This is a genomic window from Legionella busanensis (assembly GCF_900461525.1).
Classification (GTDB): domain Bacteria; phylum Pseudomonadota; class Gammaproteobacteria; order Legionellales; family Legionellaceae; genus Legionella_C; species Legionella_C busanensis.
Genome location: NZ_UGOD01000001.1, coordinates 2,972,586 through 2,993,070 on the forward strand (window position 1 = coordinate 2,972,586; position 20,485 = coordinate 2,993,070).

Sequence of the window (20,485 nt, forward strand, 5' to 3'; positions counted from 1 at the left end):
AGGTATTAAACTAACGAATCACTAACACTAACATGTATTTATTAGTAACGTTAATTTAATTCTTAATGTATATAAATAAAATGGATCATTTAAATATTATAAATGCAAGTTATATCAAAGAATTAACAAGGGTGGAAGAGTTAAAAGCAATCGAAAAGGAAAAGTTAAACGAAGTATTTCTTCGAGTTATTTAAATACATTGAGGGGTAAATAGAATTTAAACTAAATGAGATCCACACTCATTTAAAATTAATTAAATGAATGGGACTTCATTAGAGTACTATCCTTTTAAATCTATACAGTAAGTAAGTATAAATTTAATATTAACGTTTTGAGTACTGAGTTGCGCGACGAGCTTTGTGTAAACCAACTTTCTTACGCTCAACACGACGTGAATCACGAGTTAGCAAGCCACGAGCACGTAATTTTCTGCGATAAGAATCATCATTTAGCTCAGCATCTTCAACTAAGTCATGCTCATCATACTCAACAAGTGCTCGAGCTATCCCTAAACGTACTGCGCCAGCTTGGCCAGAAATTCCACCGCCAACAACTGTTGCATAAATATCAAACTTTTCTACCATATCTACAGTTTCTAAGGGCTGGCGAACAATCATACAAGATGTTTCACGGCCAAAATAATCCTCTAACTGACGATTATTAACTATAATATTACCTTTTCCAGGACGTAAGAAAACTCTCGCTGTTGAGCTTTTTCGGCGACCAGTACCATAGTATTGCTGCATTTCAGCCATAATACTTATTCCTCAATCTCAAGTTCTTTAGGTTGCTGCGCGGTATGCGGGTGTTCACTACCAGCATAAACTTTTAGTTTACGGTACATTTGTCTACCTAATACATTTTTAGGTAACATACCTTTTACTGCTAATTCTATAATCCGCTCTGGATGACTGCCTTGTAATTTATCAAAAGAAATCTCTTTAATACCACCAGGATAACCAGAATGGCGATAATAGATTTTATCTTTAAATTTCTTTCCAGTAACGGTAATTTTATCAGCATTAATAACTACAACATAATCCCCTGTATCAACATGAGGAGTATATTCTGCTTTATGCTTACCGCGTAGACGGCGCGCAATTTCGGTTGCAACACGGCCTAATACTTTATCAGTTGCATCAATTATATACCAGTCACGCTTCACTTCGTGAGCTTTGGCGCTAAATGTTTTCATCAAATAACTCCATACCGCTTCGTAAGAATTGGTAATCTTCTAATTATGAAGGGGCGATTTTAACTAAAACTACCGTAACCTACAAGTAAAATACATCAAAACTTGTATAGATTCTAAGATCTAAGGTGATTATTCTTTATTCACCTAAGCTAATTTAATGTAAATTTCACATAAAGTATATTAAATATATTTGATATATAATTTATTTATGTTTAATCTGGAGCCCATACAAATGCTTCGCATTTCACGGGATAACGTTTGTTTAGCGATATAAAAGAGCCAAAGACTCTTTTATATCGAACTCACGTTAATTAAGCAGATCCGGTGAGCTATCAATAAGTAGCTGAGGAACAATGTTATTGTTCATTAAATGGCTTGCGATAATTGTATCAATATCGTTAGTAGAAGCATATCGATACCATACTCCCTCGGGGTAAACCACAATACATGGGCCTAAACTACAACGACCTAAACAACCTGATTTACTGACACGAATTTTTCCTGGCCCAAATAACTCTAGTTCCAGCAACTTAGTACGAAGATATTCAAAAAACTCCTCACCGCCTGTATTAGCGCAGCATACCTTACCAGCTGCTTTTTGATTTGTACAAATAAACACATGTTTAATATAGTGACTCAAATTATTATTTACCTCTTTCTTCTATTCTTGTTTTAAGTTTAAGGCCAGGTTTAAATGTCACTACTCGACGAGCAACTACAGGAATTTCCTGGCCCGTTTTAGGGTTACGTCCTGGACGCTGTGGCTTATCTCGGAGATTAAAATTACCAAAACCTGATAATTTTACATGTTGTCCATTCTCAAGAGCATATCTGATGGTTTCAAAAAACTGTTCAACCATTTCTTTTGCGTCTTGTTTACCCAGGTTTAACTCAGAAAACAAAGTCTCAGCAATCATCGCTTTACTTAGAGCATTCACGGTTAGTCCCTCAATGTAATTGTAAATTTATCAGTTAGTTCCTTGATTATAGCACTAATTATTTCATTGATCTCTTCATCAATCAATGTTCGATTATTATCTTGTAATGTTATAGCAATGGCCAAACTCTTTTTATCTGCCGGAATGGCTTTACCTGTATAGACATCAAAAATATCAAATGACTTTAATAATTTCGGATTAACTACCTCCATAACAGCTAATTTAATCTCTTCAGCTGTGACTTGTTTGTTAACTAAAAAAGACAAATCACGCCGAATTTGTGGGTATTTGGAGATTTTGTGATAATGCGCAATTGTACTTTTAGTCAATGGTTGAGTTTTTAATTCAAAAAGAATCACTTCATCTGCAAGATCAAGCGCATCGGCTAAGCGTGGATGTAGGACACCGCACCAGCCAATTGTTTGACTTTGCCAAATAATTTCAGCTGTTTTCCCCGGATGTAAAGCTGAATGTTCACTTGCTTTAAAGCGCACATCCTTTAAGTTTAATAAACGAAACAATGTTTCTAAATCACCTTTTGCATCATAAAAATCAAGTTTCCGTTTTTCTTCTAACCAACTTAAGGGTGCATATTCACCTGTTAATAAGCCGGCTATACAATTCTCTTCTTGGATCTTTCCATCTATAGCATTAAAGACAACACCATTTTCGTAAAATTTAATGGTTGTTTGCTGGCGATGAATATTATGAATCATAGAAGCAATTAAACCAGGCCACATACTAACCCGCATTTGTGATAATTCAGAGGAAATTGGATTTAAGAGGCTTAACGCTTCTGTATTAGGACAAATGATACGTTGCAAATCTGGATCAACAAAGCTATAACTTATTGTTTCGTAATACTTCCTTGCAGTAAAAAAATGATTAAATTTTATTGATAAAACTTCTAATGGGTTAATCTCTCCAGTTACTATAGGAGCTATCAATTTTTGGCCAGGAATACGGTCATAACCAAAAAGTCTTACTACTTCTTCTACTAAATCAACATCTAAATGTATATCAAAACGATAGGAAGGTGCAGTCACTTGCCATATTTTTTCTTTTTCAGTAATAGACATACCGAGATGTAGCAATATTTGCTTAATTTCTGCTTCGGAAATATCTAAACCTGTCAACTTTTTAACTTTCAAAGGGTTAAATTGTATAGGTTGATTAACCGGTAAAAATTGTTGCCCTTGCTCTAATATAATAGGCCCGGCATCTCCACCAGCAACCTCTAAAATTAAAGCAGTAGCTCTTTCTATTGCTTTAACTTGCAAATTGGGATCAACACCCCTTTCAAATCGCTGTGCAGAATCGGTAAAGATACCAAACCGTCTTGCTACTTTTGCAATGACAGGAGGACTAAAAAATGCACTTTCTAGGAAAATATCGACTGTTGCTTCATTAACAGCGCTTTGCGCCCCTCCCATAACACCGGCAACTGCGAGTGGTTCTTTGTTGTCTGCGATAAGTAATACGCCTTCTGGTAAACTTAGCTGCTGGCCATCAAGTAATTCGATGGTTTCATTTTTATTACTGTAGCGAACAACAATATCGCCTTTTAAGTAATTAAAATCAAAAGCATGCATTGGCTGACCTAGTTCTAACATCACATAATTTGTGATATCAACGATAGGATGAATAATTCGTTGTCCAGCTCGCCTTAAACGTTCTTGTATCCAAAGTGGCGTTACAGCTTGAGAATTTATACCCCGTATAACTCGACCACAATATTGGGGACATGCCTCCAAAGCAGTCAAATTAACTGTTTTTACCTCATCAATTTTTGGTTTAATATCAGCAATAGCTATAGGTACTAAGCTTGATTGAGTTAGAGCAGCTACTTCTCGAGCTACACCGATAACACTTAAGCAATCGGCACGATTAGGCGTTAGATCAATATCTAAAACACTATCATTAAGCGCTAAATAGGCTCGTAAATCTTTTCCTAAAGGGGCTTCATTGGCAAGCTCAATAATACCCTCTGAAGTATCTAGCAAACCTAGTTCTGCAGCCGAGCAAAGCATACCTTGTGACAGTTCACCCCGAATTTTTGTTTCTTTAATTACTAAATCATTAGGCAGGGTAGCGCCTATTTGAGCAAGAGCAACTTTTAAGCCTGAACGCACATTCGCCGCGCCACACACAACTTTTAAACGCTGCTCTTTGCCTATGTCCACTTCACAAAGGGTTAATTTATCGGCTTGAGGGTGAGGTTTTGTCGCAGTAACTTGCGCTACAATAACGTTATTAAATGTGCCAGCAACAGGATTAATGGCATCAACCTCTAATCCTGCCATTGTTAATACAGAAGCTAATTGCTCAGTATTTAACGCAGGATTGACCCATTCTCGTAACCAATTTTCACTTACTTTCATTGATTCATCCGCCTACTATCAACTTACCTAATTAATTAACGTGAGTTCGACATGAAAGAGACGCAGGCTCTATTATGTCGCTAGGCATTGTTGCGTAGATAAATTTACAAAAAGAATAGGTAGCCTGGGCGTAGACCCAAAGGGCCGGAACCCAGGTTTCACTTCGTTTCACCCAGGCTACTATGATCTGCAGCTACTCTTTCTTTTCCACGCAACAATACCATGTCGCTAAACGAACGTTATCCCGTAAAATGCGTAGCATTTATACGGGATCCAGACTAAACATAAATAAATTCGACATTAAATTAACGCCTTTTTTTAGCACAAAACAAGGTTATTCTGACAATAACTATTAACGTTATTAAATTTATTTAATACTGAACTTACATTAGTTATCGTTATTTAAAATTGCTTTAAGAAAGCTAACTCGTTTTCAAACATCATTCTTAAATCATCGATACCAAAATATAGCATCGCTAACCTATCAATCCCCATTCCAAAGGCCCAACCTTGATATTGATCGACAGGAATATTGACAGCCTTTAAAACATTAGGATGTACCATACCACAGCCTAATACCTCAAGCCAGCCAGTGAACTTACATGAACGACAACCTTTACCAAGACATTGAGTACATGCAATATCCACTTCTGCTGAAGGCTCTGTAAAGGGAAAATAAGAAGGTCTGAAACGTAACGCTAACTCCTTACCAAAAAAATAAGCAAAAAAGTCCTGCAGTAAACCGCGCAAATGCGTTAGTGTTGCATGCTCATCTATTAATAATCCTTCAACTTGATGAAACATGGGTGTGTGTGTTAGATCAGAATCACAACGGTATACACGACCAGGTGCAATCAAACGGAGAGGAGGTTGGCGCTGTTCCATTGTGCGAATTTGTACAGGTGAGGTGTGCGTTCGTAATAAATGGCCACTGTCAAAGTAAAAAGTATCATGCATCGCACGCGCTGGATGGTGGCTCGGAATATTCAAGGCTTCAAAATTATAATAATCGGTTTCAATCTCAGGACCACTAACGATATCAAATCCTAACCGGCTAAAATAATCATTAATCTGCTGCCTTACTTGAGTAATAGGATGAGTTGCACCATATTTATTTTGTCGTCCTGTCAAAGTAACATCGATTTGCTCAGCAGATAGCTTTTCTTTTAATTGTAATTCTTTTAAATGCTGTAGTTTATTCTCAATGTGTGTATTAACCGTCTGCTTAGCTTGGTTAACTAACTGGCCTACCTTTGGCCTTTCTTCAACACTTAATTTAACAAGGGATTTTAAGATCTCAGTTAACTTACCTTTTTTACCCAGGTAATCAACTCTTATAGCTTCAAGTGTATTTATATCTTGAGCTTGTTCGATAGCTTCAATAGCTTGAAGTTGTAAGTCGGTGATATGTTGCATGATATTACCTACATGTAAAAAAGGAGGCAAAAGCCTCCTCGTCATCACGATACTGATACAATAAATTTAAAAGATTAATTATATTTTGAATTTAAATAAATTAATCTAATTTATTGCAATGCTGCTTTCGCTTTCTCAGCAACTGCTGCAAAAGCAACTTTATCATACACAGCCATATCAGCGAGTACTTTTCTATCAAGTTCTATCGCAGCTTTTTTCAATCCATCAATTAAACGGCTATAAGATAAACCGCATTCACGTGCTTGTGCATTAATTCGAGTAATCCATAATGCTCTGAACTGACGTTTTTTCTGACGGCGGTCCCGATAAGCGTACTGGCCAGCCTTAATAACTGCTTGTTTTGCTACCCGATAAGTGCGACTACGGGCACCATAATAACCTTTAGCTTGGTCTAAAACCTTTTTATGACGTGCTTTAGCTGTCACGCCTCGTTTAACTCTTGGCATATCTAATCCCCCTTAACTACCGTGCAACATACGTTCAGCTAAACGCGCATCACATGCTTTTAATGTACCTGCTTCTACGCGCAATTGTCGTTTTTGTTTGCTCGATTTTTTAGTAAGGATATGATTCCTATAAGCACGACGACGCTTAATAGCACCACTTGCTGTCCTACGAAAACGCTTTTGAGCGCCTCGATGTGACTTTAATTTAGGCATAATTTATACTCCGCATTTATTTCTAAAATAAATAATATGGCAAAGTTTAGTTAACTAGCTAAAAGATCTATAGTTTAAGATGATTCACTGATTTACTTATCGATTTGATAAAAAGCTAACGCTTTAAATATTTAAAAAATATTATACTCGAGTCGTTAAATAGACTAATTGAACCATTTTCTCAACTAACGCTAATATAAATCCCCTATCCTGCTAATTCTTAAACTCAACCTACTTCTTTTTAGGCGATAAAACCATCAATAACTGTCGACCCTCACGCTTTGCATGTTGCTCAATAACAGCATATTCAGCCGTATCCTGTTGCAAACGTTCCATAAGTTTCATGCCAATTTCTTGATGAGCCATTTCTCGACCACGAAAGCGTAACGTCACTTTCACTTTATCACCGTTCTGTAGGAAACGTATCAGGTTGCGTAGCTTGACCTGATAATCCCCTGTTTCCGTCGTTGGACGGAACTTTAACTCTTTGACCTGAATTTGCTTCTGCTTTTTCTTTGCTTCAGCTTGCTTTTTGCTCAACTCAAAGAGAAACTTACCATAATCCATTATTTTACATACTGGAGGTCGCGCCGAAGGTGAAATTTCTACTAAATCTAAGCCACCTTCTTCGGCCGCGCGCAATGCTTCGCGCGTTGATACAATTCCCATCTGGTTCCCTTCATCATCAATTAAGCGAACTTCTGGTACATTGATTTGCTCATTAACGCGTGCGCGATCACTTTCACGCTGCTTATTCGATACACTAATAGTTAAATCCTCCAGTTAGTTAAATAGTAACGTTATACAAAATTTAATTATAACGTTAAAATATATTTTTAGATAACTTTGTTACACTACAACATTATTAGTAGCTAATGCTGGCGTGCGCTGGCCTTTAGTATTGATTTCCTTTTGTAAAACATCAATCAATCTTTCTAAAGTCATTGTCCCTAGATCTTGACCTTCTCTGGATCGCACAGCAACTAAGTTATTTTCAACCTCTTTATCACCAATAATTAATAAATAGGGAATTTTTTGTAAAGTATGTTCGCGAATTTTAAAACCTATTTTCTCATTTCTCAAGTCAAAATTAACTCGAATACCTTGTTTTTGTAAAATTTTTGTTACTTTTTGAGCAAAATCATGCTGTTTTTCGCTAATTGTAAGGACTATAGCTTGTACAGGCGCAAGCCACAAGGGAAAACGTCCAGCATAATGTTCAATTAAAATACCCATAAAACGTTCAAATGAACCTAAGATTGCACGATGCAGCATCACAGGTATTTGTTTACTGCCATCCTCGGCAATATAAGAAGCACCCAACCGTTCAGGCATAGAAAAATCAACTTGAATGGTTCCACACTGCCAAATACGGCCTAAGCAATCTGATAAAGAACATTCAATTTTAGGACCATAAAATGCACCTTCGCCTGGCGCATCTACCCATTTAATATTCCTATCTTGCATGGCTTGTTTTAAAGCCTGCTCCGCTTTATCCCAAACCGCGTCTTCTCCAACTCGCTTTTCAGGCCGTAGTGCTAGTCGGTATTTAATCTCTGCAAATCCAAAATCAGCATAGACTGACTCTACGAGTTCAAGCATCATGGCTACTTCAGATTGAATTTGATCTTCTGTACAGAAAATATGCGCATCATCTTGCACCATGTTACGTACTCGCATTAACCCATGTAACGCGCCAGAAGGTTCACAACGATGGCAATTACCAAATTCTGAAAAGCGCAATGGTAAATCACGGTAACTTTTAAGCCCTTGGTTGTAAACTTGGACATGGCACGGGCAATTCATGGGTTTGACTGCATAATGTCTATTTTCAGTTTCAGTGACAAACATTTCATCACGGAAATTTTGCCAGTGCCCTGATTTCTCCCATAATGTCCTGTCTACTAATTGTGGCGTTTTAATTTCTTGATAACCAAAATCACGTAGGCGATGGCGCATATATTGCTCAAGTATTTGATAAATAGTCCATCCTTTGGGATGCCAAAATACCATACCAGGGGCAATGTCTTGAAAATGAAACAATTCTAATGCTTTACCAAGCTTTCGATGATCGCGTTTCTCAGCTTCTTCAAGCCGATGCAGATAGGTTTCTAATGCTTTCTTATTAGGCCAAGCTGTACCATAAATGCGTTGTAACATTTCATTGCGAGCATCACCGCGCCAATAAGCGCCAGCTACTTTCGTTAATTTAAATGCTTTTAAAAAACCAGTAGAGGGAATATGAGGGCCACGACATAAATCTTCAAAATCGCCCTGCTTATATAAAGATAAAACCTCATCTGCTGGGATATCAGCAATAATTTTTGCTTTATATTCTTCGCCTAAACTACGAAAATAATCAATGGCCTCATCACGAGGTAATTCGCGCCTTGATACAGGTAAATCTTGTTTTGCTAGCTCATACATTTTAGCTTCAATGCGCTGTAAATCTTCAGGGGTAAAGGGGCGCTCAAAAGCAAAGTCGTAATAAAAGCCATCCTCAATGACAGGTCCAATAGTAACTTGTACGCTAGGAAATAATTGTTTTACCGCTTGTGCTAACAAGTGTGCTGCAGAATGCCTTATTACTTCTAAGCTATCATCTTGTTTATCAGTGATAATATTAAGTTCACAATCACGGTCTATTTGAAAACTGGTATCAACTAATTTTCCATTAACACGCCCTGCTAATGCTGCTTTAGATAAGCTTATGCTTATATCAGAAGCGACATCTTTTACAGTAATGGGATAGTCATAATGCTTTACCTGGCCATCAGGTAATTTAATATTTGGCATCTTGTACTCCCTCTAACCAACTGCCCGTTAAATTAAGATTATACGTTATCTATTTAGTTAAAAAATAGTCATTTCCCAGCAGCATAGCCAGGATAGTAGAGCAATTAAAGTAATTTATCCCAAAATTGCTAAAAGATACCCTGCAAAAAGGGCTGAGATGGTAGGCACGAGTGGGATCGAACCACCGACCACCACCATGTCAAGGTGGTGCTCTACCACTGAGCTACGTGCCTATAATTCGCCCTCAAGGACGAGGGGCTCATTATATATGGGCTTATTTTACAAAGCAAATAATTTCATCCAATTACTTAGTTTCTTCAAATTGTAATTTAAATCAATTAACTCATAATTAAAATTAAACTATTTAAAACTTAATTAATTCTTTTAAAGATGTTTTTTTTAAACTCTCTTAATATTTCTTTAATAAATATTAATTAATTTAGAGAGCTTTTATTTTATACTGTTAATAAAGAATGCTATGAAATTTTCTAAAGTAAAAAGTAAAGTTGATAAATATTGGGATGATAATGTTGTTAAAGCCTATGAGCACACTATTCAATCGAAAAAAAAATCCTGGGGTAGCCTTTTTTAATAATAAAGATAGCTTCAATACAGCTATTAAAAATTATTGCACTGCCGTTTTAGTCATACTTAAGGGTTTAAATAAACACCTGCCTGCTTACGAAGATTACTCGCTGGTGCAAAGTTACTTTAGCGATTCATTTACTCAAGCGCAAGAAGACTTAAAAGAATTTAAAACGTTTTGTTTAGATGCACAAGCGAGCGATACTGTTAATACTACATTTTAAAGATGAATATTATCCAACAAGAATTCTTCTACAAAATAGAAAATCGCTCTTTATACAATCTTAATAACTCTGATATCAGCTATAAGCCATTTAATGAATGCGCAGATGATACTTCTGAAACCTTCTTCGCAAATAAGTTTTTAATAATAGGTCGTTAATTCAAAAATTTTTTAGTAAAGCTATGGCCCTTTAAAGGGCCCTTATTTACTATTAATATTCCTTTTATTACTAAAACATTTGTTTAACGCTATTTTGCGTAATTATTTTTTTGCTGGATAAACTGTTTACAAAACAGTCTCAGCTATAGAGCAAGGTATGGTAGAAAGTTAAAGAAGTCGTATTTATGTTTAGAAAAAAATTAACAAATTGGAAAAATAGCTCAATTTATTGAATTAACAAAGCACCATAGCTTAGCGGGTAAAAAAATAGCGTTTATAGTAGACTCATGGAAAAAAGCTAAAATTTTTAAAATTGTTAAATCTCGATATTTAAAAACATGATTAAAATAATATAATTGTATTAAATAACAACTATTATATTGGACTATGTTTGTCTTTAGTTAATCCGGTAGCATTTAATGTTTACCACTCTTATTTAACTCATAGTAATAGTAGCTAACTTATGTATGTTTATATCCTGCGTTCTTTTACTGAAGTTAACTTAATATTGATTTACTCAAATAATATTGCTTGTCTACAGTGTTTTAAATTAGCTAATTTAAAACACATCTGAATGGTTATAAATAATGATATAAATTAGAAATGACCGGGTCAAAAATATTGATCTGGCATCAATAAACCTCCTAGCTATAGCAAACAACCTGATAATTTTATTCACTTATATTTGCCAGACCTTATAGTTTCATTAACTTGCCTATCACCTAAGGATAAGCAGGGAAATAACTGATTATATAATTACACGTCTTTCCTTATTAGCTCTTAAAATAATGTGATGTCTTTTGTTTTTTATTTCCTTCATCTTCGCTCTCATTTTTAATTACTTGAGCAAACATAGCCACACTAGCCACGCCTATTCTTGGTTGACTAGATGGCCTATCTGAAGATCCTTTTCTATTTTTACAGAAATCTAGATATATTTGGTCCTTAATAATTTCCGATTTGTATTTATGCTGATTTTGACTTAATAAATAGTGACCAACACTATCAATGAAATGGTAATGTTGACTTGGAGCAAGGCATTTAATAGCCCATAATTTTTTGTATAATTCTGTATCAGTAACCTCTTGCCCATCTAAAAATAGCGTATGCCTTGCTTTCTGAGAGTATTTATAAATCGTTTCTTCTTTTCCATTAATCATAGCAACAAGGTGCTTCTTTATGCCTTCGCCTACTGATTTGACAGAGCTTAAAATATTTGGATCAGTAATCTCACAGCCTGCGTAAAACAACCTTTCCTTTTTATATAGAAAAGCATTGGTAGATGTTTTAGTTGCTGGCATTATAGGAGGCGCTGGGTTAAATAATGGATCCTGAGTTGATGAACTTTGGGCAGAAGCTGGTACATTTTTAGTCTGCTGTTGATTCGTTTTAAGTGCATTTAGAGCATCTTTAGGATCTGGCACACTAGCTGATTGAAATTTTGCTAACACCTCACCAAAATCTATTGGATTTAAGTTAGGAGGTACAGAATTTTCTTGCTCTATTCTTTCCCTACCAGAAGGAGAGGATGTTTCTTGTAGACTATTGGCTTGCTCAGACACCGGGGCGGTGGGTTTAAATGCAAATTTATTGTAAGGCATAACTTTAAACTCCAAACTAAATGATTACTAATAATACAATTAATACTTATTTTAGTCAATCAAAAAGTGTATTTAAATTTATTAAGTTCCATTACTGCGCGTTACGTAAGGCTGAAAGCCTAGGCGCGAAGACTGCAATAGGCTGCGGTTTTTTTAATCAGCCTGAAGAGACTAAAAAATTTTTCTGCAGCTATAGAGTCATTGTGGGAGGCTTACGCTTGGTAGTCTATGACAACGTGCCAGAAGCAGGACGCGCACGGATAAATACCTCGCGCATTGGCGAGTCCATTTAGGGGGCAAAGAAATCTCGGAATCTTTCACGAGGTAGCGGGACTCTAATTAGAAGCCATTAATGGGAGCTTCAATAATGTGACAGACTCTAAAAGATCAAAATAGACGGCATTAAATTGATTAATAATTTTAGTCATTACTTTCTCTAAAGCAGATTGATAATATCGTGCATTAGAAACTTGATATTATTTTTTGAAAGAATTTGTGTCGAATAGGTAAAAGAAATTCAAGTTTGGTGTAACGAGCTTAAAATAACTAATCTTTAGATAGTAAAAGAACCTTAATTACTTGTACGTTTAAAGAGCAGTCTTTTGACTGCTCTTTAATTCCTATTTTACTTACCAATGCTATATAATACTTGATTAGGTAAACGAGTTTTATCTACAGGATAATCACCGGCCGGGGTTTTATCAGTGTGGTTACAGATAACCGCTTCATTAGCAAGATCAAATTTCACTTTAACTTCTTTACTTGGTAAGCTAACGGTATGGAATACAAACTCTCCTGACATAATCCCTTTTTCCGCACTTTTATTTACAGTAAATACTTGCGCAGATTTCCCCTCGATTTGTTGAATACCACCTGGCTGAATGTCTGCACCATTCAAGCGAACTTGCGTTACTAATAATTTATCAGGTAAATTATTTTTTACTTTAATTTCAAAGCCATCACAAGGAAGTGCAAAAGCGTTTGTCGTTAAACCAGCAACTAAAAGAGCAGGAAGACATAGAGATTTCATTTTATTCATATTACACCTCATTCTTGTTATTAAACAATTATCCCTTATAAAGACCACACCTACTAACTAAATATTCGGAGGCCTAGTGGGCTGAATTAGCAAGCATTTTTATCTTAAGTCAGGATTTAAAATTTATTACGTTTACTGACTACGTTAAGCTTACCACTTTATGTCAAATTAATATTGACAACTTTAGCAATAATGCATGCCTCAGTTACTAAGTTAACATAGTAAAATAATATGTCAATACCTTTTAGACAATATTAATTTATAAAGTGAGTCAATTAATACAAAGCATGACTAATAAATAAAATGCTATTATGTGACAAAATTAAATTTATTTTTTTGACATTAATTTTTAAAGAAAAAATTAATAGCTTTACTGAAACAATTTTCCGTGTATGAATCTGTTGGTTATTTTATAAGCTATTGAATTTAAAATTTTTATATTTTTAATAGACAGAGTTTTTATAATTTAACAAGGGAAGCCTGTCAAAAAACGGTATGAATAAAGCTTAATTAGTTTGACAATAGAGACACAGTGCTTTAAATTTGAGGCGTTTTTTAAGGATAAATGAAACGCCTTTAGCTTGCTGTTTCTTTAAGTCAAAGAGGAGTTTTTTTATCCCTCCTATATTAGGAAAATACAGCATTTGTATTACATAAACCAGCTGAAAATAAGGAATTAAAATGAAAATAAAAAAAATTAGCGCTGCTTTATTGTGCTCAGCTACTGTTCTTTTTGCCGGTAGTTCTTTTGCTCAAAATCAAGACCTAGCTCTAAATACCTTAAAAGGGTATGATTTACCACCACATCAAGCGGTGAAATTCAACGGTAGCTGGTTTAGCAGTCAAAACTTCAAATGCACAGTTAGAGCAGAAAAAAATGATCAAAATCCATTATTAATTGAAGCATTAAAAAATCGTGCTGTTATTAATGGCGTTATCCTACCTGAAGGCAGTTTAATGACTGTGTTAGCGAAAGTTGGCGATAAAATTGAGTTTGAATTAGATGCTCGTGCAAAATTAACTATCACTAATGATGCTGATACGTTAATGAATATTCGTTGCAATTAATGTTAACTATTTTAGATCAAAGTAGAGGTAATATAATGTTAAAAAAAGTAAAAGCTATTTTGCTTTGTACAAGTGCTCTATTGGCTACAAGTTCTTTTGCAACTAATTTTGAGTTAGCAAAAGGGATATCAAAAGAATATGATTTACCACCAAACCAGGTGCAAACGCTTTCTAACTATCTCCCTTGGACTGTTACTGCAACTTGTAAAGTTAGAACTGAAAAAAATGCTAAAAGCGCAATTTATATTGAAGCTTTTCAAAGAAAATTTATTGTTAACGGGCACATTCTTACTGAAGGTGATACATTAAAAATCGTTGTTTCCCCTAACGAAAGAATTGAAATCGAAGCAGACGCTCATGCTCAAGCTTATTTAACTAACCAAAGTGAACAATTAGTTAATCTACATTGCAGTACTAAGTAATTTTTCAAGTTGGGTCAATCGACCCAACCTACCTCAAATAAATATCTCAGTTCAGTTCAATTTTTACAAGCATAATTAGGATAAGCTTTAATCACTGCTTGATAAATATCAATGATAAGTGATTTTATAGCGTCCCCCATGGGTGAATTTTTTTCACCTTCACCCGCTTTATTATTTAGAGCAACTGCAACAGTTATATTGTTGCATGGGCTAAAGAGATACATAACACGGTATCCTAAAGTGCTGCCCTTATAACTCCAGTAACGATTTTCAGTTTTACTATCATAAACATAAACGACGCCTAAACCAAAGCCATCAGGATCATCTTTACTTACTGTTGGAATAGGTTGTCCAGTTTTTGTTGATATAACTGACATTAATTCGGTTAAAGCGTTTTTACGATGACCATTATCAAAAAGTTCACCATGATATAAAATTTGCACCCAGCGAATGACATCGGTTGTATCGGCAATGATTGCGCCTGCAGCACTAGCCCAAGTTAAGTTATTACCAGTTGCATCAATCATTTTCTTTTTATCTTTGTCATAGAAATAACCATGTACCATGCGAGGCATGAGTTTTTTATAAATTTCTTCTCCATCATTACCGGCAGGATAAAAAGTATTGGCTAATTGAAAAGGAGTTAAAATCCTTGTTTTTAATACTTCAGCAAAAGATTTATTAGTGATTTTTTCAATAATTAAACTGGCAAGAATATAATTTGAATTTGAGTAATTAAAATGATGCTTTGGATTCTTAATAGGCTTATCAGGCGAAGCCCACTGTAGTAATTCTGATGCTGACCATTGCTTCTTAAAATTAGCTTTTTCCGCTACCTTATAAAATTCTACATTAGCTGAATAATTAGGTATATCACTTGTCATATTTAATAGTTGTTTAATCGTAATATCTTTCCAATTGGAATACTGTGGGAGCCACTTACCTAAGTTGTCATTAATTGATAATTTTCCTTCAGCTTCTAATTGCAAAATAATTGCTGCTACAAACGATTTCGTAATACTACCTATTTCGAAAAGATTATCTTTCGTTATAGGAGCAGTGTAAGGAGGCCAGCCAATAGTTCCTGTAAAATAGTTCACTATTTTACCTTTTAAACTACCCTTTTGTGATGGAATTAATACGGAAGCAGCGATACCGGTAATTTGTTCTTTTTTTCCAGCGTTATTTAAGTAGTGATTAATAACCTGTTGTATTGGCGGCTCTGGTAATTTAGAAGACGGATTATCTGCCCTTACCTCTGAAGTTATTAAATAAAACATCATTAAGCTAAGAGCATAAGCCTTCCTTTTCATAATTTTTTCCCTAATAATTATTTTATTGTTTATACTGCCAATATCCTAAACTGGATTTATCAGAATAACTAAAAATTTTTTAAAATTTAAATTACATAGAAATTATTTACTGCGCTTTTGTGGCAGTATCTTAATATTATTTATCAAGTTAAGAAGGGATTCTACTATGGACTTTGAGCCAAGGCATATTAATGCAACATCTGATGATTTAAAAGGTAATAATGGTTTAGGACGTTATATCTTTTTAACTGGCTCAGATGAACGAGCTAAACACTTTAGCGAGCGTTTTAGCCAAACGACAGTACGCCCGCACCCTAGGCAACATAATTTATATCTAGGTACCTTACCAAGTCAGCATGGTCCAATTGATGTTGGCGCTATCTCAAGCGGCATGGGAGGACCCAGCGCCGATATCATTATTAGTGAATTAATTAATTTAGGCACTTGTCGATTTTTACGAGTTGGAACGGCAGGTTCTCTTCAGCCTGAACAAATTAAAACGGGCCACTTAGTGGTTGCCACAGGCGCTGTCAGAGATGATAAGGCTTCCTGGGATTATATTTACCCTGAATACCCTGCTTTATCTTCTCTAGAATATTTAATTGCCACTGGACGAGCTAGTAAGCTCATGGGAACAGCGCCTATTCATTTTGGTGTTGTTCACTCAAAAAGTTCATTGTATGCGCGTGAGTTTCATTTATCTATAAGAAGTGATAATGAAAATTATATGAGTAGTTTACATCAAGCAGGTGTATTAGCTTCAGAAATGGAATGCGCCCAATTATTTATATTAACAACCCTTAAAAATGCTAAATTAAGTTCTGCGCAATCACCTAATATCCTTAGCGGTTGTATCTTAGCTATTATAGGCGACAAAACAGCCTTTTCGGATCAAGAGGAATTAGTCACCAAAACTATTAACGCGTCTATTGAACTTAGTATAAAAACTATTGAAGAATTATTCCTCATCGACCAGAAATTAAAACCCTTATTTTAGTATAATTATCTATTTTATTATTTTGTTTTATGGCGGGGATGCTGCATAAATAATTTGCGTATATAAATTAATTTATATTTAAAGCCATAATGAACAAAAGTAAAATAATACATATTTTATTCATAAATTATCGGAAGAACTGGCCACTTATGTATATTATTTTTTAAACCCTATAAACCAAATAGTACTTGTCTTGATGACCTAAAATTTCTATATTAGGCGTTATGTTATAATGTGTAAGGCTTTGCTTTTTAAAGCATTAAACTGCGTAAAAAAATGAAGTGTAATCATACGAAGTTAAAATAATTATCTAAAAAAACCTTTATTTCACTACCTGGCCTCAAGACTACGCTGACTTTTATACGGTTGAAATTAATATTTTTGCTATAATTCTGATTACCCAAATGGAATAAGGAAATCGTTATGAGTACATGTGACGTATGCGGTAATAGTTATCAGCATGCTTTTGAAATTCATAAGCAAGGAAAAGTCTATACTTTTGATTGTTTTGAATGTGCCATTCATAAACTTGCCCCCCACTGTAAGCATTGTGATTGTCAAATTATTGGTCATGGGATTGCAGTGGATAATGATTATTTTTGTTGTGCACATTGTGCTCGAGAGTCAGGCTTTAAGGGCGCCAAAGATAATGTGCAAGCTTAGCAAGCGCTTTTTGCCGGTGCTGTAAAAGTAAAAACTTATCTTATTTAAATTAATGAATTTAATTTATAATCTCATTGCTTTACAAATTTTAGTAGTAATTTTTAAACGTTATATAGGAAATACAATGAGATTAAAAATTATAAGTACAATTCTTTCTCTAACTTTATCCCAATTGATTTTTGCCTCACCAACTGAGAAACCAAATACCTGCCCGTCAGTATCTGCATTACAAGCTGTTAATGTTTCTGATATTATAAAAGCAGACCGCCACTGGTATGGATTCGTTAAATCTAATAATTACGGTACTAATGACCAGTGGTCTTTTGTTATTGGCGAGTTTAGTGCAACTAATAAAAATGACGCAAAACAACAAATATTGCGTGCTGTAAACTCTTTAAATTTTGAATCAGGCCCATCACCTTTTGAAATTCAAGGTCAAGAAAGTTGGATTTGCGCTTACAAAGACGACTCTGGACACCATGCTGTTACCGTCACACCAATCCTGCCTTTTTTCCGCGCATGGATGACTCACCATTAAATTTTAATGCCGATTTACTATCCGAGCCTATGTAATTAAGCTCGGATAATTTTTTTAATTTAAAAAACAAATTCTATGTTCCAAATCGCTTAATAGTTGCGAAAGCTGCTTTCGTTGATTGAAATTCATCAAATAAATATAATTTAAGATTACTACTTGCAGGTTAGCTCAATATTTTTAATATCCTGTAAAGATAAATAATTTTGTATTTCTAAACTTATTTCATCTGGTATATTAAATCGCGTAAAGAAATTAGTAGTTACGCTTTCTTTATATTGGGTAATGTCTATATTTATATTTAATGCTTTAAGCACGAATGTCTTTGTACGATGTGCTTGAAAGGGTGTTAAACCTGATTTGTAATGCTCATTAATATACTTTGTGAATTCAATAATAAATTGTTCTTTGACTAATTCATCACAATTTTCCGGCAATAAAACTGGCATAAAATTACTATATTGATATATTGCTATACGTTTCGCTCTTGGGTCACGAGTAGTCTTAATAGGTTTAGTATGGAGGCCATTATTCCAATGAGATGATTTTTTATATAACCCTAAATTAATATCCATAACTTCTTCACAAGTATATTGAAAATTTCGCCAATACTTCATTTGATAATGGCTGTAACGTCCACTCGGGTTACTATGCTGAGATACCGTAAAATTAATTTTTATTAGCATTTATATTTTTTTAAATAATTGAATTTTATAATTTATTTTATGCTATATCTTATTTCAAGAGTGAATTCAATATTGTTGTTATAAAAATCAAAGCTGTATCAGTTAACTTAGTGAGGGAAGTGTTCATTACCTTAGAGCCACCCAAAATTTTAGTAAAAATTGTGCAGTTATTAAATTTTAACTAGGTTCATTATGAGAATTAGAACGGTATCGTTTAGGGGTAGGCTCAGAAGTATTTTCAGGCATTTTCTCTTGTTTAGAGGCAAAAAAGCTTAAAGTTTCTAAGTTTTTCCCACTTTCATCCACCTGTAAAATACCAATTTCCTCCTCAGAAGCTTTCCGCTTATTAGCGTTGTTTTCATTAGTTTCTACAGATAATGAGGAGATAAGATGAGTCGGTTGGTTACTTGAGGCGGTTGGTACAGAAATAGTAGATGGATTGACAGGCGAAAAAACTAACGATTGGCTCTGCAATTGTTCTTGCTGTAGATCAATAACCATTTGCATGTATTTTATTCTCTCTTCCAATAATAGATTAATACGTGATTGTTGATCATTAATAGTTTTCTGCATAACCTTTTGCTGCGCCTCTAATTGTTGGTTACGCTGTTGTAATTTAAGTAAGGTATCCTCCAATGCTGTGGAATTGAGAGTGTTCATATTCGCTGAAAACGCTACCTTAGAATTGGCATTATAGACTTGAGACGGTAGTACTCCCTGAGTTGGCTGAAAAGTTGTAGGCACGCTGTTTGGCACAGTTCGTAAAGGAGCACAAGTATTAATGAAGTTAATTAAAGCTTGGTATTCTGCGGATTTTGTATGATTACCAGCTACCATATAGGCCCTAGCAATGTAGTTAACATTTGCTTTATGTACAGTACGATAGTGCTCTACTTGTTTATCATTACCAGCTAGCGCATAGCCCCCGGCAATGTAGCTAATATCTGCTTTATGTACAGTACGATAGTGCTCTACTTGTTTATCATTACCAGCTATAGCATAGCCCTCAGCAATGTAGTTAACATTTGCTTTATGTACAGTATGATAATGTTCTACTTGTTTATCATTACCAGCTATAGCATAGCCTTGAGCAATGTAGCTAACATTTGCTTTATGTACAGTACGATAGTGTTCTACTTGTTTATCATTACCAGCTAGCGCATAGCCCTCAGCAATGTAGTTAATATTTGCTTTATGTACAGTACGATAGTGTTCTACTTGTTTATCATTACCAGCTATAGCATAGCCCTTAGCAATAAAATTAATATTTGCATTTAATTCTCTTAATATATTTACAGCCTTATCATCACCCGAATAAGCTAAAAACATCGCAGGAGTAAAGAGTGCTCGTTTACTATCTTTTACTAAAGCACATTCTTTTACAACCCTATAGTCTAAAATTTGCTTAGTAAGTAAATTTTTATTATTAGCACTTGCTGCCTGACAAATTTCATCAAATGTCATTATTTATCCGAAAAATAACATAATTGAGCCGATTGTAATAAGCAAGATCACTCAAGTCAATTAATAAACTTATAGAGAATACTGCTGAAATATACTAATAATATTTTTTGATTAGAGAGCCTTAAAATTTTTAAAAAAATTCAGCCAGCTTTCTGGACTAGATTTGAATATTTCTTTACAAAATTTAATGCAAAGTTGGCTTTATGAGTTAGTAATTACGGTAAAAATTGAACTTTCAATATATTGGGTTGAATTGTAACCTATAGATAGATCAATAGTTGCATTAGTGTATTGAAAAAAAACGTTTTCTAAGGCTATATTAAA

The 20,485-nt window shown here is 34.6% G+C and carries 21 protein-coding genes and 1 tRNA gene; 6 read left to right on the top strand and 16 right to left on the bottom strand.

Annotated elements, in window-relative coordinates:
• Positions 1 to 323: 323 nt before the first annotated feature.
• The 11 genes from rpsI to DYH30_RS13245 all read right to left on the bottom strand — a co-directional run bounded on the left by rpsI (position 324) and on the right by DYH30_RS13245 (position 9,639).
• A complete protein-coding gene (gene rpsI / locus DYH30_RS13195) occupies positions 324 to 755 on the bottom strand; it encodes a 30S ribosomal protein S9 (protein ID WP_115332100.1) in 432 nt (143 codons plus the stop codon).
• Positions 756 to 760: 5 nt separating this feature from the next.
• A complete protein-coding gene (rplM, locus tag DYH30_RS13200) occupies positions 761 to 1,195 on the bottom strand; it encodes a 50S ribosomal protein L13 (protein WP_115332101.1) in 435 nt (144 codons plus the stop codon).
• A gap of 307 nt (positions 1,196 to 1,502) precedes the next feature.
• Positions 1,503 to 1,835: a (2Fe-2S) ferredoxin domain-containing protein gene (locus DYH30_RS13205; protein WP_115332102.1), complete on the bottom strand. Its 333-nt coding sequence runs from the start codon at positions 1,833 to 1,835 to the stop codon at positions 1,503 to 1,505.
• A gap of 4 nt (positions 1,836 to 1,839) precedes the next feature.
• Positions 1,840 to 2,133: an integration host factor subunit alpha gene (locus DYH30_RS13210; RefSeq protein ID WP_115332103.1), complete on the bottom strand. Its 294-nt coding sequence runs from the start codon at positions 2,131 to 2,133 to the stop codon at positions 1,840 to 1,842.
• Between the two features lie 2 nt (positions 2,134 to 2,135).
• Positions 2,136 to 4,514, bottom strand: a complete 2,379-nt coding sequence (pheT, locus tag DYH30_RS13215) for a phenylalanine--tRNA ligase subunit beta (RefSeq protein ID WP_115332104.1) — start codon at positions 4,512 to 4,514, stop codon at positions 2,136 to 2,138.
• A gap of 402 nt (positions 4,515 to 4,916) precedes the next feature.
• Positions 4,917 to 5,930: a phenylalanine--tRNA ligase subunit alpha gene (gene pheS / locus DYH30_RS13220; RefSeq protein WP_115332584.1), complete on the bottom strand. Its 1,014-nt coding sequence runs from the start codon at positions 5,928 to 5,930 to the stop codon at positions 4,917 to 4,919.
• 110 nt (positions 5,931 to 6,040) lie between these two features.
• The gene (gene rplT / locus DYH30_RS13225; RefSeq protein WP_115332105.1) at positions 6,041 to 6,397 is read right to left on the bottom strand and encodes a 50S ribosomal protein L20; all 357 of its coding nucleotides are present in this window, start codon (positions 6,395 to 6,397) and stop codon (positions 6,041 to 6,043) included.
• Positions 6,398 to 6,409: 12 nt separating this feature from the next.
• The gene (rpmI, locus tag DYH30_RS13230; RefSeq protein ID WP_115332106.1) at positions 6,410 to 6,610 is read right to left on the bottom strand and encodes a 50S ribosomal protein L35; all 201 of its coding nucleotides are present in this window, start codon (positions 6,608 to 6,610) and stop codon (positions 6,410 to 6,412) included.
• A 231-nt stretch (positions 6,611 to 6,841) separates the two neighbouring features.
• Positions 6,842 to 7,378, bottom strand: coding sequence for a translation initiation factor IF-3 (gene infC, locus DYH30_RS13235; protein WP_115332107.1), 537 nt, complete (start codon positions 7,376 to 7,378; stop codon positions 6,842 to 6,844).
• An 81-nt stretch (positions 7,379 to 7,459) separates the two neighbouring features.
• The gene (gene thrS, locus DYH30_RS13240; protein WP_115332108.1) at positions 7,460 to 9,406 is read right to left on the bottom strand and encodes a threonine--tRNA ligase; all 1,947 of its coding nucleotides are present in this window, start codon (positions 9,404 to 9,406) and stop codon (positions 7,460 to 7,462) included.
• Between the two features lie 158 nt (positions 9,407 to 9,564).
• Positions 9,565 to 9,639: transfer RNA gene (locus tag DYH30_RS13245), tRNA-Val, on the bottom strand.
• 294 nt (positions 9,640 to 9,933) lie between these two features.
• Between DYH30_RS13245 and DYH30_RS13250 the strand changes: the two genes are divergently transcribed.
• Positions 9,934 to 10,215, top strand: a complete 282-nt coding sequence (locus DYH30_RS13250; protein WP_115332109.1) for a hypothetical protein — start codon at positions 9,934 to 9,936, stop codon at positions 10,213 to 10,215.
• Between the two features lie 931 nt (positions 10,216 to 11,146).
• On the opposite strand, the gene DYH30_RS13255 is transcribed toward DYH30_RS13250, so the two are convergent.
• Both DYH30_RS13255 and DYH30_RS13265 read right to left on the bottom strand, forming a co-directional pair.
• Entirely contained in the window at positions 11,147 to 11,974 is an 828-nt protein-coding gene (locus DYH30_RS13255; RefSeq protein ID WP_115332110.1) for a hypothetical protein, read from the bottom strand.
• Positions 11,975 to 12,599: 625 nt separating this feature from the next.
• A complete protein-coding gene (locus DYH30_RS13265; protein ID WP_115332112.1) occupies positions 12,600 to 13,013 on the bottom strand; it encodes a hypothetical protein in 414 nt (137 codons plus the stop codon).
• Between the two features lie 681 nt (positions 13,014 to 13,694).
• On the opposite strand from DYH30_RS13265, the gene DYH30_RS13270 reads away from it, so the two are divergent.
• Both DYH30_RS13270 and DYH30_RS13275 read left to right on the top strand, forming a co-directional pair.
• Positions 13,695 to 14,081: a hypothetical protein gene (locus DYH30_RS13270; protein ID WP_115332113.1), complete on the top strand. Its 387-nt coding sequence runs from the start codon at positions 13,695 to 13,697 to the stop codon at positions 14,079 to 14,081.
• Between the two features lie 35 nt (positions 14,082 to 14,116).
• Entirely contained in the window at positions 14,117 to 14,503 is a 387-nt protein-coding gene (locus tag DYH30_RS13275; protein ID WP_131740701.1) for a hypothetical protein, read from the top strand.
• A gap of 56 nt (positions 14,504 to 14,559) precedes the next feature.
• On the opposite strand, the gene DYH30_RS13280 is transcribed toward DYH30_RS13275, so the two are convergent.
• Positions 14,560 to 15,816 carry a serine hydrolase domain-containing protein gene (locus tag DYH30_RS13280; protein WP_115332115.1) on the bottom strand — a complete coding sequence of 419 codons (1,257 nt, stop codon included), beginning with the start codon at positions 15,814 to 15,816 and terminating at the stop codon, positions 14,560 to 14,562.
• Positions 15,817 to 15,982: 166 nt separating this feature from the next.
• On the opposite strand from DYH30_RS13280, the gene DYH30_RS13285 reads away from it, so the two are divergent.
• The 3 genes from DYH30_RS13285 to DYH30_RS13295 all read left to right on the top strand — a co-directional run bounded on the left by DYH30_RS13285 (position 15,983) and on the right by DYH30_RS13295 (position 18,014).
• Positions 15,983 to 16,813, top strand: a complete 831-nt coding sequence (locus DYH30_RS13285; protein WP_115332116.1) for a phosphorylase family protein — start codon at positions 15,983 to 15,985, stop codon at positions 16,811 to 16,813.
• Positions 16,814 to 17,236: 423 nt separating this feature from the next.
• On the top strand, positions 17,237 to 17,476 hold the full coding sequence (locus tag DYH30_RS13290; RefSeq protein WP_115332117.1) for a hypothetical protein: 240 nt from the start codon (positions 17,237 to 17,239) through the stop codon (positions 17,474 to 17,476).
• Between the two features lie 124 nt (positions 17,477 to 17,600).
• Positions 17,601 to 18,014 carry a DUF4949 domain-containing protein gene (locus tag DYH30_RS13295; RefSeq protein ID WP_115332585.1) on the top strand — a complete coding sequence of 138 codons (414 nt, stop codon included), beginning with the start codon at positions 17,601 to 17,603 and terminating at the stop codon, positions 18,012 to 18,014.
• Positions 18,015 to 18,166: 152 nt separating this feature from the next.
• Here DYH30_RS13295 and DYH30_RS13300 read toward each other — a convergent pair whose 3' ends face one another.
• The gene (locus DYH30_RS13300) at positions 18,167 to 18,697 is read right to left on the bottom strand and encodes a hypothetical protein (protein WP_131740703.1); all 531 of its coding nucleotides are present in this window, start codon (positions 18,695 to 18,697) and stop codon (positions 18,167 to 18,169) included.
• A gap of 177 nt (positions 18,698 to 18,874) precedes the next feature.
• The gene (locus DYH30_RS13305; protein ID WP_115332119.1) at positions 18,875 to 20,161 is read right to left on the bottom strand and encodes a hypothetical protein; all 1,287 of its coding nucleotides are present in this window, start codon (positions 20,159 to 20,161) and stop codon (positions 18,875 to 18,877) included.
• Between the last annotated feature and the right edge of the window lie 324 nt (positions 20,162 to 20,485).

Excerpts from the sequence above, each read along its gene's own strand:
- rpsI (WP_115332100.1), bottom strand. The coding sequence starts at position 755 with ATGGCTGAAATGCAGCAATACTATGGTACTGGTCGCCGAAAAAGCTCA.
- rplM (WP_115332101.1), bottom strand. The coding sequence starts at position 1,195 with ATGAAAACATTTAGCGCCAAAGCTCACGAAGTGAAGCGTGACTGGTAT.
- pheT (WP_115332104.1), bottom strand. The coding sequence starts at position 4,514 with ATGAAAGTAAGTGAAAATTGGTTACGAGAATGGGTCAATCCTGCGTTA.
- pheS (WP_115332584.1), bottom strand. The coding sequence starts at position 5,930 with ATGCAACATATCACCGACTTACAACTTCAAGCTATTGAAGCTATCGAA.
- rplT (WP_115332105.1), bottom strand. The coding sequence starts at position 6,397 with ATGCCAAGAGTTAAACGAGGCGTGACAGCTAAAGCACGTCATAAAAAG.
- rpmI (WP_115332106.1), bottom strand. The coding sequence starts at position 6,610 with ATGCCTAAATTAAAGTCACATCGAGGCGCTCAAAAGCGTTTTCGTAGG.
- thrS (WP_115332108.1), bottom strand. The coding sequence starts at position 9,406 with ATGCCAAATATTAAATTACCTGATGGCCAGGTAAAGCATTATGACTAT.
- DYH30_RS13250 (WP_115332109.1), top strand. The coding sequence starts at position 9,934 with ATGTTGTTAAAGCCTATGAGCACACTATTCAATCGAAAAAAAAATCCT.
- DYH30_RS13255 (WP_115332110.1), bottom strand. The coding sequence starts at position 11,974 with ATGCCTTACAATAAATTTGCATTTAAACCCACCGCCCCGGTGTCTGAG.
- DYH30_RS13265 (WP_115332112.1), bottom strand. The coding sequence starts at position 13,013 with ATGAATAAAATGAAATCTCTATGTCTTCCTGCTCTTTTAGTTGCTGGT.
- DYH30_RS13270 (WP_115332113.1), top strand. The coding sequence starts at position 13,695 with ATGAAAATAAAAAAAATTAGCGCTGCTTTATTGTGCTCAGCTACTGTT.
- DYH30_RS13275 (WP_131740701.1), top strand. The coding sequence starts at position 14,117 with ATGTTAAAAAAAGTAAAAGCTATTTTGCTTTGTACAAGTGCTCTATTG.
- DYH30_RS13280 (WP_115332115.1), bottom strand. The coding sequence starts at position 15,816 with ATGAAAAGGAAGGCTTATGCTCTTAGCTTAATGATGTTTTATTTAATA.
- DYH30_RS13285 (WP_115332116.1), top strand. The coding sequence starts at position 15,983 with ATGGACTTTGAGCCAAGGCATATTAATGCAACATCTGATGATTTAAAA.
- DYH30_RS13290 (WP_115332117.1), top strand. The coding sequence starts at position 17,237 with ATGAGTACATGTGACGTATGCGGTAATAGTTATCAGCATGCTTTTGAA.
- DYH30_RS13295 (WP_115332585.1), top strand. The coding sequence starts at position 17,601 with ATGAGATTAAAAATTATAAGTACAATTCTTTCTCTAACTTTATCCCAA.
- DYH30_RS13300 (WP_131740703.1), bottom strand. The coding sequence starts at position 18,697 with ATGCTAATAAAAATTAATTTTACGGTATCTCAGCATAGTAACCCGAGT.
- DYH30_RS13305 (WP_115332119.1), bottom strand. The coding sequence starts at position 20,161 with ATGACATTTGATGAAATTTGTCAGGCAGCAAGTGCTAATAATAAAAAT.